Raw genomic sequence first — 19,227 nt, forward strand, 5'->3', positions numbered from 1 at the left:
TATTAAATCTTATTATCGTTAAGTGTGTGATAAGGGGGGTGATAAGGTAAATTTTTATTTTGTCATCGACAAAATATTGAAGGATGATATGGAGTTTTAAGAATGACAACACGGGAAGCAATGTTGATGTTGCTCGTTTTGCTTCCCTTTGGTGGAAGTGCTGTCATCAGTTTGTTTCGTTCGACAGCAAAAAATAATGAAGCATGGTTTGCTGGGGTTGTTGCACTTTTCAGTCTTTTTTTTACAGTTATACTTTATCCATCGGTGCATGGAAATCGCGTGGTACGTTTAGATATTTCATGGCTTCCAGAATGGGATGTTAATTTGATCTTCCGTATGGATGGTCTGGCGTGGCTTTTTTGTTTGCTCATTACAGGAATTGGACTTCTTGTTGTTGTCTATGCGCGTTATTACCTGGATCAGGCGGATTCTGTACCGCGTTTTTTTTCTTTTTTTCTGGCCTTTATGGGATCAATGACAGGGATAGTCTTATCTGGCAATCTCGTTTTTTTGGTTATTTTTTGGGAACTCACCAGTATTTTTTCTTTTTTGTTGATCGGTTATTGGTACCATAATGCAAGTGCGCGTGAGGGAGCACGCATGGCTTTAACAATCACAGGTTTTGGTGGTTTTGCTCTTTTTATTGGTGTTTTATTGATTGGTCATATTGTTGGTAGTTTTGATTTGGATAAGGTGTTGCATTCTGGGGAGATGATCCGATCAAGTGTGCTTTATAATCCTGTCCTTATTTGTATTTTATTGGGAGGATTAACAAAAAGTGCACAGTTTCCTTTTCATTTTTGGTTACCTGGTGCGATGGCTGCTCCAACACCGGTATCGGCTTATTTACATTCGGCAACAATGGTAAAAGCAGGGTTGTTTTTGCTTGTTCGTTTATGGCCTGTGCTCTCTGGAACGGAAACTTGGTTTTGGTTGGTAGGCTTTTCAGGACTGTCAACCTTGCTGCTTGGTGCTTATTTTTCCATGTTCCAGCAAGATTTAAAAGGGTTACTTGCTTACTCAACGATTAGTCATCTTGGATTGATTACCACACTTTTAAGCCTTGGTAGTTCGCTTGCATGTGTTGCGGCAATCTTTCATATGGCTAATCATGCTACTTTTAAAGCTTCTTTATTTATGGCTGCTGGCATTATTGATCATGAGACCGGAACACGTGATATGCGTAAGTTGACAGGTCTTTATCGTACTATGCCTATTACAGCAACTCTTGCTTTGGTTGCGAGTGCGGCGATGGCTGGAGTTCCTTTGTTAAATGGCTTTTTGTCGAAGGAAATGTTTTTTGCTGAAGCGGTTGAAATGCATATGGACTCATGGCTCGATTGGATTGCACCATATGTGGCAACGCTCGCTAGTCTGTTTAGTGTGACTTATTCTATACGTTTTATTCATGGTGTTTTTTTAGGGGCAAAACCTATTAATTTACCCAAAACCCCGCATGAACCACCGCATTTTATGCGTTTACCTATGGAACTTTTGGTGTTTATTTGTTTGGCAGTTGGTATTTTTCCTAATTTAACAATAGGACCTATTTTGGATAATGCTGTTGTCTCTGTTTTAGGACCCATGACAATTCCTTATAGTTTGGCTGTTTGGCACGGGCTTAATACGCCATTAATGATGAGTTTTGTGGCTTTATCAGGAGGCGGATTGCTTTATGTCTTCGGGCATCGTTATTTTTTATCTTGTGATGATGGTCCTCCTTTTTTTCGTCATTTGAAAGGAACACGCATTTTTGAACGCGTTCTGGTGATTATTTCTTGGAAATGGGCACGGGCGCTGGAAGCAGTTTTGTCGACACGTCGTTTGCAAATGCAATTACATTGGATTTTTTTGCTGTGTTTTGCATTTGTTGGTCTTTTGCTTTGGTACGACGGTTTTATTTCAGCGGGATCGTTACCGCTTTTTCCGCTTGATATTCCTTTTCTTGCTGTTTGGCTGGTAGGTGGATCCTGTGCTCTTTTGGTTGCTTGGCAAGCAAAATTTCATCGCCTTGCATCACTTATGCTGTTGAGTGGAGCTGGTTTGATGACTTGTGCAACCTTTTTGTGGCTCTCCGCACCCGATTTAGCAATAACACAATTGGTTGTTGAGGTGGTGACAACCGTTTTATTATTGCTTGGCTTGCGGTGGTTGCCTAAGCGTTTATATAATCCTGATCCAAACCATGTTTGTTTTTATGTGCGTTTTCGTCGTGTTCGTGATTTCATTATAGCTGTTATGGGAGGTGTTGGTGTTGCATGGCTTTCTTTTGCAATGATGACACGTCCTCAGGGTTCAACAGTTGCTGATTTTTTTCTAACAAATGCTTATAGTGGTGCTGGTGGTCGCAATGTTGTGAATGTGTTGTTGGTTGATTTCCGTGGTTTTGATACCATGGGAGAAGTTGTCGTCTTAGGTGTTGTTTCACTCACGGTTTTTGCTCTTTTACGACGCTTTCGTCCTGCTCCTGAAAGTATTGATGCGCCTTTTCAACAACGTGTTCAGAAAGCTTTTGATATGGAACAGCCTGATAGGGATGTGGGGGATAGCGTCTTGAACTATCTTGTTGTTCCTGCTGTTATTATGGGATGGCTCTTTTCGGTTATTATCGCTTTTTCTGTCTATTTATTTATGCGCGGGCATGATCTTCCGGGCGGTGGATTTGTTGGTGGTGTGACTTTAGCGATAGGCTTTATTTTGCAATATCTTGCCCGTGATATTCGTTGGGTGGAAAGCCATTTGAAGGTTTTGCCATTACGCTGGATGGGCTTTGGTTTGTTGTTATCAGTCTTGACGGGAGTGGGAGCTTGGTTTTTTGGAACTCCTTTTTTAACCTCTTTTTTCCAATATACGCATCTGCCACTGATTGGAAAGATTCCTATGGCTTCTGCTTTTTTATTTGATCTTGGTGTGTTTTCTCTTGTTTTGGGGGCAACAGTTCTCATTTTAATTGCACTGGCACACCAGTCTATTCGTAGTTATCGAATCGGTAAGAAACCTCTTTTGAAAGAGAAGGAAAATTAATGGAAATTGTTCTTTCTTTGGCTATAGGTGTTCTTGTTGGATCAGGCATTTGGCTCATTTTACGTCCACGCACTTTCCAAGTCATTCTTGGTTTGTCTTTGATCTCCTATGGAGTCAATCTTTTTATGTTTTCAATGAGTAGACCACGTAGCAATGCTGCGCCGATTGTTGATCCTACTAAAGTGATTAATCCAGAAAATTACGTTGATCCTCTTCCGCAGGCATTAGTTTTAACAGCAATTGTGATTGGTTTTGCAACGACAGCTCTCTTTTTGGTTATCCTTCTTGTTTCACGCGGATTAACAGGTTCAGATCACGTTGATGGACGTGAGGTGCAATGATGGAAGAATACCAGCGCCATCTTCTCATTTTGCCTATTGTTTTACCATTAATCACTGGAGCTCTCCTGCTTTTTTATGATGAACGCCGTGCAAAACTTAAGTCATTCATAAGTCTGTTTTCTGCTGGATTGTTGGTTATTATCGCCATTTTATTGGTTATGCGTATTCTTGAAGTTGCACCAGCTGCAGAGGTTTATCGGCTTGGCAATTGGCCTTCTCCTTTTGGAATTATTTTGGTCCTTGATCGCTTAAGCGCTATGATGCTTGTACTTTCCAGCTTGTTAATGGTTGCTGCATTGGTTTTTGCACGAGCACATTGGTATAAAGCTGGTCCTCATTTTCAGTCATTGATGCAGTTTTTCATGGTTGGAATAAATGGTGCTTTTTTAACAGGGGATTTGTTCAATTTATTTGTGTTTTTTGAAGTCATGTTAACCGCTTCTTATGGGCTTGCCTTGCACGGTTCTGGTCAATTACGTGTGCGTGCTGGATTGCATTATGTGGTGATTAATCTTGTTGCTTCGTTGTTGTTTCTCGTTGGTACGGCACTCATTTATGGAGTCGTTGGTACCTTGAATATGGCTGATTTGGCTGTAAAAATAAAACATATAGCTTCTGCGGATATTGTTCTCTTTGAAATAGGGGCTGCACTTTTGGGGATCGCTTTTTTACTCAAAGCAGGGATGTGGCCACTTAATTTTTGGTTGATACCAACTTATAGTGCAGCAGCAGCACCCGTTGGGGCTTCTTTTGCTCTTTTGAGCAAGGTGGGTATTTATATTATTTTACGTCTGACATTGTTATGGTTTGGTCCTGAAAGTGGATATTTTAGCTATTTTGGTCACATGATTTTGTTTTACGGTGGGTTGATTACCATAGCTTTTGGTTTTATTGGAATTTTGGCTAGTCAAATTTTGGTACGTTTGGCAGCTTATAGCGTTCTTGTCTCTTCTGGTACATTGTTGAGTGCAATTGGGATTGGCCATGCAGCACTGACAGCAGGCGCACTCTTTTATATCGTTTCTTCAACTTTAGCTCTTGGTGCTTTTTTTCTTTTGGTGGAACTTGTTGAACGCTGTCAGGATGTAGCGGCGAATGTTTTGACTGTTACAATGGAAGTTTATGGAGACGATGAAGAGGAGGAAGAAGATGAAGTTGGTACCTATTTACCAGTAACTTTAGCGATTCTCGGGGGATGTTTTTGTATCTGTGCCCTCTTAATTATTGGGTTGCCGCCTTTTTCTGGTTTCGTGGCTAAATTTATGATGTTTATGGCAATTTTAAACCATACTAAGGGAGATTTATCTGTTTTCCTACCGGCTTACCAAGATTGGCTGTTTGTGATTTTTGTCTCCCTATCTGGTTTTGCAACTTTAATTGCTCTCACAAGAATGGGTACTCGAACTTTTTGGGTTTCTCTTGAAGGGAGAATTCCGCGTGTGCAGGTGATTGAATTTGCACCTATTGCTGCTCTGCTGGCTTTGTGCTTTCTCATAACAATTTTAGCTGCTCCTGTTAGCCATTATATGTCTGAAACAGCTAAAGCTCTATATAATCCTCAAAACTATATTGGAAGCGTTTTAGAAGATTTTTCTTTTGAGAATGGGGAGATCAATCAATGAATTATTTTTGTTCTTTCCCTCTTTTCAGTACGGCAATCGTTTTTATGTGGTTGACCTTAAATGGTTTTAGTTTAGGTCAATTACTTTTAGGGATTATCGTTGCTTTGTTTAGTGGTTGGATGATGCGGTTTCTTGAGCCGGAAAAAATCACCGTTAAAAGTTGGCGTGCAGTTTTTCGTTTAATTTTTCGCGTGTTTATCGATTCTATTATTTCAAATGTTTCTGTGGCTTGCTTTGTTTTGACAAAAAGATCTCAAAAGCAGCACTCTGATTTTATTGTGGTGCCCCTTTTGCTCGAAAGTCGTACTGCTTTGGCAGTTTTAGCATGTATTCTCTCTGTTACTCCAGGAACCGTTTGGATTGCTTATAATAGAAAAAATAGTGAGCTTTTACTCCATGTTTTAGACTTTAAAAATGGATATAATTATCAACAGTCGATTAAACAACGCTATGAGCAATTGCTTTTGGAGATTTTCTCATGAGTATGATGATTCTTTATTGGGGGATTTTTCTGTCGCAGTTTTTTTTAAGTTTGGCAATGATTTTTGCGCTATTTCGATTAATTCGTGGTCCACGGGCGCAGGACCGCATCGTGGGATTGGATGCTCTTTATGTAATAACTATTCTTTTGTTTCTTACATTTGATCTTCGATCAGGAACAACTATTTATTTTGTAGCACCTCTCATTATTGGATTGTTAGGTCCTGTATCAAGTATTGCTTTGGCAAAATTTCTCATGCGGGGAGAAATTATTGAATGAAAGATGATATCTCACTTGTGGTTGCTGTTGCTATTACAGTTTTTTTAGTATTGGGGTCTGGTCTCACATTGATTGGAACGATAGGATTGGTGCGTCTTTCCAGTTTTTATAAGCGTTTGCATATGCTTTCACTCAGTACAAGTTGGGGAGCTGGAAGTATTCTTATCGCATCGTTTCTTTATTCTATTTTTGTGGATCACCATTTTGTGTTTCATGAAATATTATTGATGACTTTTTTACTTGTAACGATACCAGTGGCTTCTATGCTGGTATCACAGGCAGCAGCTTATCGACATCATTCAGAAAATACATCAGAAAAACCGCTGGCTCTTTTATCACATCAGACGACAGAACAACCGCCTACATCAGAAGAAATATTATGCGATGAGAACCAGCGCGATTCTTGATATCAAGTGTCTTTTTTATTTTATTGCGCGCTTTGTTCTTCTATACAACGAATAGGATTTTCTTCTTTTGGATCATTGATGAGATCATAAAATAAAGCCTCATTTTTCGTTGTCCACCATACATATTGTCCGCTTACATATTTTGCTCCAGAAGCAGCAATAACATTGGAACCAACAATACGCTTTCCTTTCCATTTGAAATCAACAAGCGCAATATCACCAGCAGTGTAATAGGTTGCTTCAATAGATTCTTTATTCTTTCCCATATCGCATTGATAGGTAGCAATTTCTGTCGTTGGTGCTGGATCATCTGGGACCTCAATGACTAAAGAACCTGCCAAGGCATTGATTGAACTGCAGAATAATAAACTTAAAGCGGCACAAGACCGTAGCTTAGAAGAAGTTTTTTTCATAATATTCCTTTCATTCTTTAGAATAATAATGTTGATTCATCTTTACAAAGGATAGGTTTTTTCTGTTCTGGATCATCCACGAGATCATAAAGTGTGATTTCTTTGTTCTTTTCCCACCAGATATACTGGGCCCCCGCATATTTTACTCCAGAAGTAGCGATAACATTAGCAGCAATAACGCGATCACCTTTCCATTTGAAATCAACCAACGAAATATTTTCAGCGTTGTGATAGGTTGCTTCAACGCGTTCTTTACTTATTCCTGTATCACATTGATAGGTTATTTTTTGTGTTATTGGCTCTGGATTATCTGGTATCTCAAGGATTATAGAGCTAGCAAAGACATTGCTTGAGCTAAAAAGTGATAAACTTGAAGCGGCCAAAAATCCTAAAATATGTAGAGTTTTTTTCATAATGCTTCCCTATATTGCACGACAGAATGATTTGATTGATACGATGGTGTCCACGGCAGGATTCGAACCTGCGACCCCAGGATTCATACCACTTCGATTTTCATCGCCAGCGTTAAAAGCTGTTTGTGGTCTGGACTGTCTCTTCACCATAAAGCTTATGCCTTTTAGGTGCTGCCCGTTCAGTCTCTACACCTTCCTCTCCTTATAACAGAGAGGCTTGGCTCGGGATTGGCATATGGTTTCCCATGAAGCTTTCCCCGAATTTGAGCAGATCCACTTTGAGGATTTCTCCTCAAGGCGCCCAATTTCTTTAGGAATCCTGTGCTCTATCCTACTGAGCTACGCAGACATCATCATATCTCTTTCTTTAATAGAAGTATAAAAACGAATCAATTATATTCAATATGAATTAACGAATTTCCGTTAATTTTTGTTCCAAAAAGGCTAAAACTGCATTTGATGGAACATTTTTTGCAATAAATGATTGTCCAAGTCCGCGTGTTAAGATGAACGTTAAGTTGTTTTGCGAAACCTTTTTATCTTGAGCAATGAAAGTCATCAGTGTTTCAGTATCTGGGAGTGTACCTGCGATATCTTTTAGTTGTGTAGGCAATCCTACAGCTTTAAAATGGGCTTCAATGCGCTGTGTGAGTGTGGTATCTATTAAATTCAGTTGTGCGGAAAATTGGTGGGCTAGAATCATACCAATTGATACAGCTTCACCATGGATTAAACGGTTTGAGTCATAAGCGGTTGCTGTTTCAAGCATGTGTCCAAATGTATGACCAAGATTTAGGAGTGCACGTTCTCCCGTTTCATATTCATCACGTGCTACAATGTCCGCTTTAAATTGGCATGAGCGGACAATGGCTTCTGTTCGCATAGAGCCATTGGAGAAAACTTTTTGTCCATTTTTTTCAAGCCATACAAAGAAATCAGGCTGGTTAATAAGACCATATTTGACCATTTCCGCATAACCAGCGCGAAATTGACGCGGTGGCAATGTATCAAGGATACAAGTGTCAGCAATAACGCATTGCGGTTGATAAAAAGTGCCAATAAGATTTTTACCATATTGGCTATTAATACCTGTTTTTCCTCCCACAGAGGAGTCAATTTGTGCAAGTAGTGTTGTGGGTATTTGAATGAAGTTCATACCGCGGCGGATAACACTTGCGGAAAATCCTGCCAAGTCGCCAATGACACCACCACCAAAAGCAATAACGCAGTCACCTCTCTCTAGACGTGCAGCAAGAATTTTATCAATGACGCTTTGTAGGGTGGAAAAGCATTTTGATTGTTCTCCTGCTTCTACAACGATGGGAACAGTATGAATTTTATTTTTTGTTAATTCTTTCTGTAATGTCTCTAAATGGAGGGATGCAACATTTGTATCTGTAACAATTGCCAAACGTGTTGGATGAGAATCTGTTTGGTGGAGAGAATGTTTAATCTGCAAAGCTGCTTGTGTAATGAGATTTGGTCCAATGATAATATCGTAACAATGTTTGTCCAGCTTAACAGTAACGGTTTTGGTGTGCATGCTTTTTGTTCCTATGGTCATTTTCTTTTATCGAGGTAGTGCTGTACAGATCGTATAACATTTTTTGCGACGGTAAGACGGCTTTCTTTATGCGTGTTAATTGTTAAGTTTGCCTTTGCATAAATAGGATAACGCTGTTCCATGAGTTTTTGCATGGTTTCTTTAGGGTTTGTTGTTTGGAGAAGTGGTCGCGTTTTGCGCTTTGAGACACGTTGCATGAGGATATCAAGGTCGGCTTTGAGCCAGATAGATATACCATTTTGGTGAATAGTTTTTCGGATGTCTTGATTTATGTAGGCACCACCACCGGTTGCTAAAACAAGAGGACTTTTTTTGATGAGATTGAGAATAACACGCTGTTCAAGAGCACGGAATTCTGATTCACCATAAATTTTAAAGAGTTCGGTAATGGTCATTTTTGAAGCTTTTTCGATTTCCTGATCAGAATCATAAAAGGGCAAACGAAGCATGGTGGCAACGCGTTTGCCGATGACTGATTTACCTGCACCCATCAGACCAACAAAGACAAGAGCGCGTTTATCAAGGGATGATAAGAGCTGGCTCTTTATCTGTGTCATCGGAATATGTTTTGATCGATTATTGTCCATAATTTATTTCGGCATTTATCTACATTAAAGTCAATTCCTGTTAATCTTTGTAAGGCATAATTCAACGGACGGAATGGTTCTGGAGAGAGTTTATTATCTTATGCCAACATTGACTAGATTTTTAATGATTCTTTTTATTTCCTTTGTTATTCTTTTTAGTATCATGGTTGCTCTTGTTGTGTTTGTTAAACCCGTAACTGTGGATATGTATGTTGATGTCCCTTTGGATTCATTAAATCTTTCTTCAAAAGGGGATCAAGGAAATGAAAAGTGATATTGTAATAGACCGTTTTCTTGAAATGATGAGTGCTGAACGAGGCGCTTGTGACCATACACTTGCGGCTTATCAACATGATTTGCAGTGGGCAGAGGGCGTATTGTCTTCACACTCTGTATCACTTTTTTCAGCGCAAAAAGAAGATTTAATTGGCCTTTTATCACTTATGCACACTCTTGGTTGTGCAGCGTCTTCACAGGCGCGTCGTTTATCGACTTTGCGTCAATTTTATCAATTTCTTTATGCTGAAGGATTGAGAGAAGATGATCCTTCCCATGATATTGATGCACCTCGTCAGGGGCGCTCTTTGCCAAAAATCATAAGTGAAGATATGGTAACGAAATTGCTTGATTTGGCACAAGAGGAGGTTGTCCAAGCAAATGAGGGGTCAAAAAATTATTGGCGCGCATTGCGTCTTCAGTTGTTGATTGAAATGCTTTATGCAACAGGACTGCGTATTAGTGAATTGGTGAGTCTTCCAGTACAGGCTATCCGAGGGAAAGGATACAGTTTTTCGGTTCGTGGTAAGGGTAAAAAAGAACGAATGGTGCTGTTATCAAAAAAAGCTTGCCAAGTTCTTTCGCAGTGGTTGGAATTGCGTGATCAGGGAAAAGATGCAAAAAGTCCTTATCTTTTTCCTGCCCATTCACAGACAGGGTATATTGCTCGACAAGTTGTGGCACGGGAGTTGAAAAGTCTTGCTAAAAGAGCAGGAGTAAAAAGTGACGACTTTTCTCCCCATGTGTTGCGTCATGCTTTTGCTAGTCATCTCTTGCAAAATGGTGCTGATTTGCGTGCTGTTCAACATTTGTTAGGTCATTCTGATATTGCGACTACTCAGATTTATACCCATGTATTGGAAGCAGGGCTTTATCGCCTCGTTAATGAGCATCATCCTCTTGCTGATGAGCAGAAGGCTCAATAAGAATAAGGTGATGTTTTTGAAAAATACTTTATAAAATGGATTATAAGTGTATAAGTGACACCAAATAAGTTGGGTAGAATGTATAATTATCTTGATTTTGAAAAACCAGTTGCTGATCTCGATGGAAAAATTCTTGAATTAAAACAGATTTCTCAAGAAGAAGGCAGTCTTGATATGAGTGATGAGATCGCACGCCTTGAAGTGCGTTCTCAAACGGCATTGCGCGATATTTATAAAAAGTTATCGCCATGGCAAAAAACACAAGTGGCGCGTCATCCTGATCGTCCCCATTTTATGGATTATTCTGCGCGTTTGCTAAGCGATGTGACACCTTTGGCAGGAGACCGAAAATTTGCTGAAGATGAGGCTATCCAAGCAGGATTTGCACGCTTTAGGGGAGAGGCAGTTGCTTATATAGGTCAAGAGAAAGGTCATGATACGCAAACACGTTTGCGCTATAATTTCGGTTCTGCTCGTCCAGAAGGTTATCGCAAAGCCGTACGTATTATGGAAATGGCTGACCGTTTTGGTTTGCCACTCCTGACTTTTGTTGATACGGCAGGTGCTTATCCTGGTGTAAGCGCTGAAGAACGCGGTCAAGCAGAAGCAATTGCTCAATCAACAGCAGCAACTTTACGCCTAAAAGTTCCCGTTGTTTCGGTCGTTATTGGTGAAGGTGGTTCAGGGGGAGCGATAGCAATTGCTGCTGCTAACAAAGTTTATATGTTAGAACATGCCATTTATTCTGTTATTTCTCCAGAAGGCGCTGCTTCTATTTTATGGCGCGATTCAACCCGTGCAAAAGATGCTGCAATGAATATGCGTATTACTGCTCAAGATTTATATCGGTTAAAGATTATTGATGGCATTATTCCTGAGCCTTTAGGAGGAGCACATCGAGGTAAAGAGGTCGTGATTGATGAAACAGGCGCGGTTATTGCAGAGGCTTTAAAGGAGATGGCTGGAAAAGATGGTGAAGCTCTTAAACAAGAGCGTTGGGAAAAATATCTTCAGATTGGTCGATCTTTAACATAAGTTATTTTTTATGAGGGGATGGATTGGAGTTGTATTCGATGATATTCAACAGATTCCTCGCAGTGTGTGTGTTGTTTGCAATGGGAATATTGATGGCATGCGAAGGAAGATTGCCAGCTTCTATTCGCGCTAAAGTTGAACAGCCTCTTCCCCAAGAAATTCAAAATAGAATGGTTTTGTATGATATCGATCCTTATGCACCAATAATGATGCGTTTTTTTAAGGAAGAAAATGTTGCTGAAATTTGGAAGCAGTCTCGTTCAGGGACTTTTATATTGATGGCGCGTTATGGCATTTGCAAGTGGTCTGGTCAGCTTGGACCTAAATATAAGGAAGGGGACCTTCAAACACCGGAAGGTTTTTATACCATTAGTGCAAGTCAAATGAATCCTTATTCGAAATATTACCTTTCTTTTAATATAGGATTTCCCAATCTCTATGATCAAGCCCATGGACGAACAGGAAGCAATCTGATGGTACATGGTTCTTGCTTTTCTGCCGGTTGCTATTCTATGAGTGATAAGAATATGGCACAGATTTATGCCTTTGCACGGGATGCCTTTAGAGGTGGACAAAGAGAATTTCAGTTGCAGGCTTTTCCTTTCCGCATGACCGATGCTAATATGGCGCGCCATAAATCTGATCCTCATTATCAATTTTGGCTTATGCTGAAGGAAGGGTATGATTTTTTTGAAGAAAATCGTACTCCTCCAACGGTTGAGGTTTATGAAAAACGTTACGTTTTCAATCGTGGACTTAATAAAACTTCAAGTGTTCTAGCGCCCTGAGTGTCATCGTCTCGTAAAATAGGGATTTTTCCAAAGAGGCAAAAAGATCTCTTTGCTTCTTTGGAATGCTTTATTTCTTGTATCACTAAGACTGTAAAATATTGTTTTTCAGTACGGTGATATAAGGTGTGTTCACGCATATTAAAAATATCCTATCATGTATGAGATTGTTTTTTTACATAAACCAAGGAAAACGTTATGTGTTTTAAGCGGAATATGTGGGGCAAGGCTTTTTCGCTAAACTTGTGAAATGAATCACATAAGTGATTGGCAGGGGGAATCTATTCAAGATAAAGAGATTAGATTTATCATAATTCATTGTCTTGCAACTTAGATGAGAGATCCTGATACTATAAGATTCTTTTATTTCAGATTCCTCTCATGTTGAATCACTCAAAATTATTTTCTCATCTATTATAAGTTATTATAAGTGGGGTTGGCATGTGGATAAAAACATTTGAAGATGGAGAATAAATTCTTCTTATAAACTCTCTTAAATGCAAGGATGGTTATAGCTGTATGGATTGAAAAAGTATGCCGATGCCAGTTTGCATTTTCATGCAGATAAAGATGGTGGTGCACAATTGATTTACCTTTATGCCATTCACAGCATTATAGGAAGTGCTTGCAGAATCGGCTTGAGACATTGAAACACGTGCTTTTTAAAAAAGCGCGTGAATTGTCCATACAATAATGTTCTATTTACATGGACCTGATATTATTAAGATACCACCACTTTTAAGAGAAACGGGACTCTCATAAGTGCTTAGGCATCGCTCTCTGATTTAAACGCTTTCCCTCTGCTAAAAGTGTGATCACTAAGCGCTATTGCGGTTTTCTCTGTATTTTCCTTTCTCACACAAGCAAAGAGGTGACTTTCTACACCGAGCTCTCTTCGCTTTAAGATACTTCTAGATGTTGCTTTTAAAATATAAAGGCAAGTTGAAAACGTAAAAATTCAAGGTGTATTTTTTCTTAAAAAGTTAATACTTTGATTTATCATGATAAATTAATATTTTTTTAACTTTAATAACTCAAAATACCGTAAGTTTCTCTGACCTTAAATCCTCTTATATTGAATCAATTGAAATTGCCTGCTTGCATGTTATACATGGAGGTGATGTGTGGCTAAAAATACTTTAAAAAATGCTCTCAAGTGTCAAGAGCTGTTGCCACATTGGGAGCTGGCAAATAAGATGATGATGCGGTCTTGCATCTTTATACGCGTAAAGATGGTGGTGCATAATGTATTTACCATTATCCCATCTATGGATTCTGCCGTGAAATGCGCATTGGGTGGGTTGAGGAATATTCCTTGAAAACAAGCGCGTGAATGAGCAACGTAGTGGTGTTTTGTGGCGTTCCCTTTTTTGTGAGAGGCATGTTTCCATAAATAGAAAAACCAATCTGATTATGGATTGATAAGGAGCAAAAATTTTCGTCTTTGATGAGAAAGAGATCAAATGATATATGTTAGCGCTTGTAGTACAATGTAAGAGGGCTTTTTTGAAAGGCGCCTCTATTCTTCCTTAAAGATGGTAGTAAAGATTAAAATTTCATGCCTGGAATAATGAGGGGATTATCCATTATAGCAGTTTTGTCCGCATTATCTATTGCTGGCTTGTTAAAAAAGGCATTGAAGAGTTTTTCTATTGCTTCTTTTTCAACATCATCGGCAATGATGACAAAACGTGTTTGTATTGTTCCTTTAGGCCATTCTGGAAGTCTTATTGGTGGGTGAAAAAATGTCTGTATACCGTGTAAAACAAGTGGGCGGTGTGGGTCGTCACGCAAGGCGATAATTGCTTTAATACGTAGTATTTTTGCGCCATAAAAGTCGTTTAGGAGATCTAGAAAACTATGAAGAGCAGTATAATCTATAGGCTCTTTACAGTCTAATGACAAAGCTTGGATGTTTGAGTGGTGCGTATGATCATGGGAAGTAAGGGTGCGTCCTTGTTGAAGTTGTGCATTTTCTGCTTTTTCATCCCATAATGTTTTGCTTATTAATGCATTTAAACAGCACTCATCAGAGTGGACATCAATAATTTGTGCCGTAGGGTTCATTATTTTGAGTGTCTTAAGCAGTGTATTTGAAAGCAGTTTTGGATTGGTAAGGTCTGTTTTGGTGAGGATAATTTTGTCAGCAAGTGCTAATTGTTTGTGTATTTCGGGATAGCGTTTGAGTATGGAAAGAGTGTTTAAGGTATCAAATGTTGCAAGAACAGTTTCAATCGATAATGTTTGCATTAACGATGGATGGCTTAAAAGAGCTTGTAAAATAGGCGCTGGATCAGCCATCCCTGTTGTTTCAATGATAATGCGATTGAGTTGCTTAAGATTGCCCGTTTGAACGCGATTGACTAAATCGGTTAATGTATCGATAAGATCACTGCGCAAATTGCAGCATAAGCAACCATTGGCAAGTTCAATAATTCCTTCTGTCGTTTTTTCAACGAGAAGATGGTCAATACTTACTTCACCAAATTCATTGATGATTACAGCACAATCAGCCAAAAGAGGATTGCGTAGCATTTTGTTGAGCAAAGTTGTTTTGCCAGAGCCTAAAAAGCCGGTAATAAGCGTGAGGGGAATGCGCTTTATTTTCATGTTTATCATCGACCGTGGTTTGCGGCTTTTTTTATAGAGTTTTTTGCTGGTTTTTTATGCGGAATGTAAAGTTTTTTTAGCGACTTTACTGTGATTGTAGGTTCCTGAGGTGCACTAATGAGTCGTACTTGTAGAGGAAGTACGAAGGGGGGTGGATCAGTAATAAAAGGTGAAGAAAAGATAATTTTTCCTTGAGCGTCATAAGAATTCGCATGCATTTTTATGGCTTCAGGAGTGCACATTTGTTGTTTCATATCGCTTACTTGTGTTCTCTTTGTACCATAGGGTTTTAGCGTTGTCAGTGTTAATTGGGGCGTTCCTTTATGTAAAAAACCTGTTTCGAGTAGTTGTGCGGCATTTTCTTCTCTTTCACTTACATTGTTTGCTCCTAAAATAACCGCAATAATTGTGCGTTTACTGCGGGTGGCGGAGGCAACAAGATTAAAACCAGAGGCACAAATGAAGCCTGTTTTCATGCCATCTATGCCATTAAAACGTCCAATGAGGTTGTTTGAATTGGGTTGGATTTTTCGTTTGTTACCAAAATCAATGGCAGGAATAGAAAAATAATGAGCATATTGAGGAAATTCACGACGAATTTGAATCGCTAAAAGAGCAATATCACGTGCGGTGGAGTAATTTTGTGGGTCTGGTAATCCACTTGCATTGGCAAAATGTGTATCAAACATTTTTAAACGTTGGGCTTCAGCATTCATTTTTTGTACAAAAGCTTCTTGTGAACCGGCAACCGCTTCACTCATGGCAATGGCTAGATCATTGGTAGAGGTCGTCAAAGTAATGGTTAAAGCTGTGTCAAAGGTAAGGACAGAACCAGCTTTATAGCCTGAACGGTGTGCTGGAGCTTTTGCTGCATATTGGCTAATAGTAATCTGTTTTTTGGGCGAAATTTCCCCTGCACTCATGGCGCGGAAAATGACATAGGCGGTCATTAATTTTGTTAAGGAGGCTGGATACCAACGCTCAAAAGCTTGATTGTGCGCTAAAATACGCTCCGTTGTAACATCAACAGATATAAAGGGCTGAGACAGAGCAAGAGTACTTGTTAAGCTCAAAATGAAAGATAAAAAAAGATTCGTGAAGAGTCGTCGCATTAAGTTTAAATCCAATACCTTCTTATCAGGGACTAAGAATTGTTTTAATTTAGTACAAAAAGCTTTTAAGTCTATGATCTAGAGGGTAAATGGTTCATACTGTATGCGTTTTTCTGCTGAGATAGAATCACTATCATGCTTCATTTTTCCCCTTTGTCTTCAACTTTATGGCTTGTAAAAGCCTTCATGCAATATCTTTTCACTAAGAGATATCGCGCAACGCTTTACCTTATGTTGGTCATGTTCTTCATGGAAGAAGATCATGTTATTGTGCTGTTTATCGACGCATTTTTTTAAAGAGTTTTTTATTTTATCTTCCATCCTATCTCTTAGCACGGCTTGTAAATGTATAATATATAAGCCATCATTTTTATGCTTATAGATGTACAGATTATCATTATATTCTATTTACTAATTTCCAATATTGCAACTGTTCTTGTGTTGAGATAGTTTATGGTCAGTATATTTACTTCTTACTTACAATATTTTGTTCAGGCATTGCTTTCTTTTAAATAAGTTGCAAGCAATTTTTTTGATGTATCTTTATAGGTGGATAAGAGAGAAAATGTGCCTGTATTTAGTATTTTAAACTGCATATCTTAATAAAAGAGATCATTATTTTATAAATCAATATTTTGATTATGATCTTTTAGCTTTTCAAGCTTTTTAATAGCACAAGCGGGGAGCGGTGGAGGACTAGGATCTTGGGCTGCTAATAAAAGCAGTTCATCACAGGCTTTTTCTGTTTTTTGAACGAGTTGGTTTAGAAAATCGCGTTTGCTTAAACCAGCTTCTATAGGGGGAAGAATGCGAACGCGAATTGTTCCAGGATAGCGGCGAAAATTGCCTCGTGGCCAATATAAACCGGCATTGTGGGCAATGGGAACAACTTGAAGTTCGAGTTCATTGTAGAGAGCAACAATTCCTGATTTGTAATCTGGTTCCTGTCCTGGCTGTCGGCGTGTTCCTTCGGGAAAGATCAAAATTTGGCGCCCTTGTTTTGCTTTTTCTTTGGCTTTTTGTATGATGGTTTTTAAGGCTTTAATAGGTGTTGTTCGGTTAATTGGGATAATTTGTGTTTTTGCCATGTACCAGCCAAAAAGTGGAATCCATGTCAGTTCACGTTTTAAAATAAGAGCGGGGTCATCCAAGTGAGGGACAAGACCAAAAGTTTCCCATGCAGATTGATGTTTTGGAGCAATGATATAGGCTCCTTTGGGAAGATTTTCTAAACCTTCAATTTCATAGGTTGTGCCAGCAATGTATTTTTGCAAAAAAAGAGTGACACGCGCCCATGTTTTGGGAACAATCCAAGCTGTTTTGCGTGGCATTAAAAAATAGACAGGCGCGTAAAGAATCATTTGTACAAAAGTGGCTGTGTAAAAAGCGAAGGTAAACAAAAGAGAACGAAGGATGAGCACTATACTTTCCCATTTTATATTTATAAGAAGATTGGATATATAACGTAATTTATACGAGAAAACATCTTTCTTTCTATTTTTTCAAAAGTCTATTTTCGGAAACCTATTTTCCGATATTTAACAAAATAAGGAAAAAAGGTTGATGAAACGACAAGAAAACCAAAACAAACTTTTTATTCCACGGATTTTATCTATTGCTGGGACTGATCCTTCTGGTGGCGCTGGAATGCATGCGGATTTAAAGGTTTTTTCAGCCATGAAAACCTATGGTATGAGTGTGGTTACAGCTGTCGTTGCACAAAATACGCAAGGTGTTCGTACTTTTCAAGCATTGGATGCTTCTTTTGTTGCTGATCAAATTGATTCAGTTTTTGAGGATATTCATGTTGATGCTGTTAAAATTGGTATGGTGGCAAATGCTCAGATTGCACAGGTTATTGCAGAGCGTCTTGCTTATCATAAAGCGCGCTTTATTGTTTTTGATCCCGTTATGGTAGCAAAAAGTGGTGATGTTCTTTTACAGCCTGATACGATTGAAATAATGCGTGATGTTCTTGTTCCTATGGCAACTTTGATCACACCAAATTTACCGGAGGCAGCTTTGTTGTTGGGATGTGAGGTGCAATGGTCGTTAAACGCTATGTACCAGTATGCTCCACAGCTGTTGGCTCTTGGTTGTAATGCCGTCCTGTTGAAGGGTGGACATTTGAACGCTCTTGCTAAAGAAAATATGGAAAATCACAATTGTTCTAGCCCAGATCTTTATTGTGATGGTGAGGATCTTGTCATGCTTGAAGCTGTGCGACTCATGACTACTCATGATCACGGTACGGGTTGTACTATTTCCGCTGCAATTGCAGCTTTATTGCCAACACAGCCTTTGCTTTGTGCGGTTAAACAAGCAAAGGACTATTTGCATGGGGCGTTATCTGCTGCGACTGCTTTGCAAGTAGGGAAAGGACGAGGTCCCCTTCATCATTTCTATGAATTATGGAAGAATGTATGAAACAATCTTCTGCTCTGTTTTGTGTTTTGTCGTTATACTTTCCGTGGTTTTATAAAAACTTATCAAAACAAGTGCCGTTTGATACGCGGTTTTGTGCTAGGTGGGAAAAGGTAAAATATTGACAACTTATTGGTTTTATAGATATTTTTACCATTAAAGGAGAATTACATTAAAATGGACTTTGATATCTAAAATTGCAAAAAATTGCAAAAAAAAGCAAGAACCGGAATTTGGGAGTGAAAATGAGAGAAAGCTTTGAAAGTTTTTAAAAGTCTTTGAACTTCCTTTGAGAGTTTTTTACAAGCCTGTGAAAAAAATGAATTGCTGCAAAAACTTGTATCAATGTAGTTTGACAGTAGGTTTTATACTAAGTAGGAAAAGGTTGGATTAGGTAGGAATAGGTGGTAATTTGTTGTTTTTATGGTTATTTTTTACCATTAAATGCGCGTTTTGTCAAAATAGATTTTGACACCTAAAATTGCGAAAATTACCGAAAATCAGAAAAAAGTGCGTTTTCATGGTAAAAATGAGAGAAGGCTTTGAAAGGTCTTTGAAGACCCTGTGAAAACACCTTAAAAACCCTTTAAAAGAAAATAAATTGGTACAAAACCTGGTGTCAAAATATACAAAACCTGCTGGCAAGCTACAATTCGTAAGAGTAAGTCTACCAATACAGAAATCAAATGGAGCGGGCGATGGGATTCGAACCCACGACCCCAACCTTGGCAAGGTTGTGCTCTACCCCTGAGCTACACCCGCTCACCGATTCGAAACATTTTTTGCTTCAGATGCTGCTTGTATGGCGTAGGCTTTAGCGAATTGCAACAAAAAAATAACATGTCAGTTTGATTTATTTTGTAAATGTTTCACAAATAAAAATAAAGATTGATTTTGGCAGGACTTTTCAATAAGTTAACTCCTC

General features: G+C 38.8%; 16 protein-coding genes, 1 tRNA gene and 1 pseudogene. 10 read left to right on the forward strand and 8 right to left on the reverse strand.

All coding sequences use genetic code 11. The features are described 5' to 3' along the window. Positions 1-102: 102 nt before the first annotated feature. Genes PVV69_RS01760 through mnhG form a run of 6 tightly spaced genes read left to right on the forward strand, consistent with a single transcriptional unit; the run spans position 103 to position 6,154 of the window. Positions 103-3,024, forward strand: a complete 2,922-nt coding sequence (locus PVV69_RS01760; RefSeq protein ID WP_273756226.1) for a monovalent cation/H+ antiporter subunit A — start codon at positions 103-105, stop codon at positions 3,022-3,024. Further along, positions 3,024-3,365, forward strand: coding sequence for a Na+/H+ antiporter subunit C (locus PVV69_RS01765; protein ID WP_144751771.1), 342 nt, complete (start codon positions 3,024-3,026; stop codon positions 3,363-3,365). Before PVV69_RS01760 ends, PVV69_RS01765 begins: the two co-directional genes overlap by 1 nt. Continuing rightward, positions 3,365-4,987, forward strand: a complete 1,623-nt coding sequence (locus tag PVV69_RS01770) for a monovalent cation/H+ antiporter subunit D (protein WP_273719764.1) — start codon at positions 3,365-3,367, stop codon at positions 4,985-4,987. Before PVV69_RS01765 ends, PVV69_RS01770 begins: the two co-directional genes overlap by 1 nt. Further along, the gene (locus PVV69_RS01775; RefSeq protein WP_273719689.1) at positions 4,984-5,469 is read left to right on the forward strand and encodes a Na+/H+ antiporter subunit E; all 486 of its coding nucleotides are present in this window, start codon (positions 4,984-4,986) and stop codon (positions 5,467-5,469) included. Before PVV69_RS01770 ends, PVV69_RS01775 begins: the two co-directional genes overlap by 4 nt. Then, on the forward strand, positions 5,466-5,747 hold the full coding sequence (locus PVV69_RS01780; protein WP_273719690.1) for a K+/H+ antiporter subunit F: 282 nt from the start codon (positions 5,466-5,468) through the stop codon (positions 5,745-5,747). The genes PVV69_RS01775 and PVV69_RS01780 overlap by 4 nt, the downstream gene beginning before the upstream one ends. Then, on the forward strand, positions 5,744-6,154 hold the full coding sequence (mnhG, locus tag PVV69_RS01785; protein ID WP_273756227.1) for a monovalent cation/H(+) antiporter subunit G: 411 nt from the start codon (positions 5,744-5,746) through the stop codon (positions 6,152-6,154). Before PVV69_RS01780 ends, mnhG begins: the two co-directional genes overlap by 4 nt. A 20-nt stretch (positions 6,155-6,174) precedes the next feature. Here the strand turns inward: mnhG and PVV69_RS01790 are convergent, their stop codons facing one another. The 4 genes and pseudogenes from PVV69_RS01790 to PVV69_RS01805 form a co-directional block, all read right to left on the reverse strand. After that, a complete protein-coding gene (locus PVV69_RS01790; protein WP_273756228.1) occupies positions 6,175-6,567 on the reverse strand; it encodes an MliC family protein in 393 nt (130 codons plus the stop codon). 17 nt (positions 6,568-6,584) lie between these two features. Next, entirely contained in the window at positions 6,585-6,980 is a 396-nt protein-coding gene (locus PVV69_RS01795; RefSeq protein ID WP_273756229.1) for an MliC family protein, read from the reverse strand. Between the two features lie 409 nt (positions 6,981-7,389). Next, positions 7,390-8,523: a 3-dehydroquinate synthase gene (aroB, locus tag PVV69_RS01800; RefSeq protein WP_273756230.1), complete on the reverse strand. Its 1,134-nt coding sequence runs from the start codon at positions 8,521-8,523 to the stop codon at positions 7,390-7,392. After that, positions 8,498-9,131, reverse strand: a pseudogene (locus PVV69_RS01805) (shikimate kinase). Before PVV69_RS01805 ends, aroB begins: the two are co-directional and overlap by 26 nt. A 263-nt stretch (positions 9,132-9,394) precedes the next feature. Here PVV69_RS01805 and PVV69_RS01810 point away from each other — a divergent pair. From PVV69_RS01810 to PVV69_RS01820, 3 genes are all read left to right on the forward strand, one after another. Further along, on the forward strand, positions 9,395-10,333 hold the full coding sequence (locus tag PVV69_RS01810) for a site-specific tyrosine recombinase XerD (protein ID WP_273756231.1): 939 nt from the start codon (positions 9,395-9,397) through the stop codon (positions 10,331-10,333). A 78-nt stretch (positions 10,334-10,411) separates the two neighbouring features. Further along, the gene (locus PVV69_RS01815; protein WP_273719765.1) at positions 10,412-11,368 is read left to right on the forward strand and encodes an acetyl-CoA carboxylase carboxyltransferase subunit alpha; all 957 of its coding nucleotides are present in this window, start codon (positions 10,412-10,414) and stop codon (positions 11,366-11,368) included. Between the two features lie 38 nt (positions 11,369-11,406). Continuing rightward, positions 11,407-12,156: a murein L,D-transpeptidase family protein gene (locus PVV69_RS01820; protein WP_273756232.1), complete on the forward strand. Its 750-nt coding sequence runs from the start codon at positions 11,407-11,409 to the stop codon at positions 12,154-12,156. Positions 12,157-13,704: 1,548 nt separating this feature from the next. Here the strand turns inward: PVV69_RS01820 and PVV69_RS01825 are convergent. From PVV69_RS01825 to PVV69_RS01835, 3 genes are all read right to left on the reverse strand, one after another. Continuing rightward, entirely contained in the window at positions 13,705-14,766 is a 1,062-nt protein-coding gene (locus PVV69_RS01825) for a GTP-binding protein (protein WP_273756233.1), read from the reverse strand. A gap of 5 nt (positions 14,767-14,771) precedes the next feature. Further along, entirely contained in the window at positions 14,772-15,878 is a 1,107-nt protein-coding gene (locus tag PVV69_RS01830; RefSeq protein WP_273756234.1) for a D-alanyl-D-alanine carboxypeptidase family protein, read from the reverse strand. A gap of 620 nt (positions 15,879-16,498) precedes the next feature. Next, positions 16,499-17,299, reverse strand: a complete 801-nt coding sequence (locus tag PVV69_RS01835; protein ID WP_273756235.1) for a lysophospholipid acyltransferase family protein — start codon at positions 17,297-17,299, stop codon at positions 16,499-16,501. Positions 17,300-17,441: 142 nt separating this feature from the next. Here PVV69_RS01835 and thiD point away from each other — a divergent pair, with 142 nt between their 5' ends. After that, entirely contained in the window at positions 17,442-18,305 is an 864-nt protein-coding gene (thiD, locus tag PVV69_RS01840) for a bifunctional hydroxymethylpyrimidine kinase/phosphomethylpyrimidine kinase (RefSeq protein ID WP_273756236.1), read from the forward strand. Between the two features lie 684 nt (positions 18,306-18,989). On the opposite strand, the gene PVV69_RS01845 is transcribed toward thiD, so the two are convergent. Continuing rightward, positions 18,990-19,064 (reverse strand) — tRNA-Gly (locus PVV69_RS01845). Between the last annotated feature and the right edge of the window lie 163 nt (positions 19,065-19,227).

Source organism: Bartonella sp. MM73XJBT (genome assembly GCF_028618465.1).
Lineage (GTDB): Bacteria > Pseudomonadota > Alphaproteobacteria > Rhizobiales > Rhizobiaceae > Bartonella.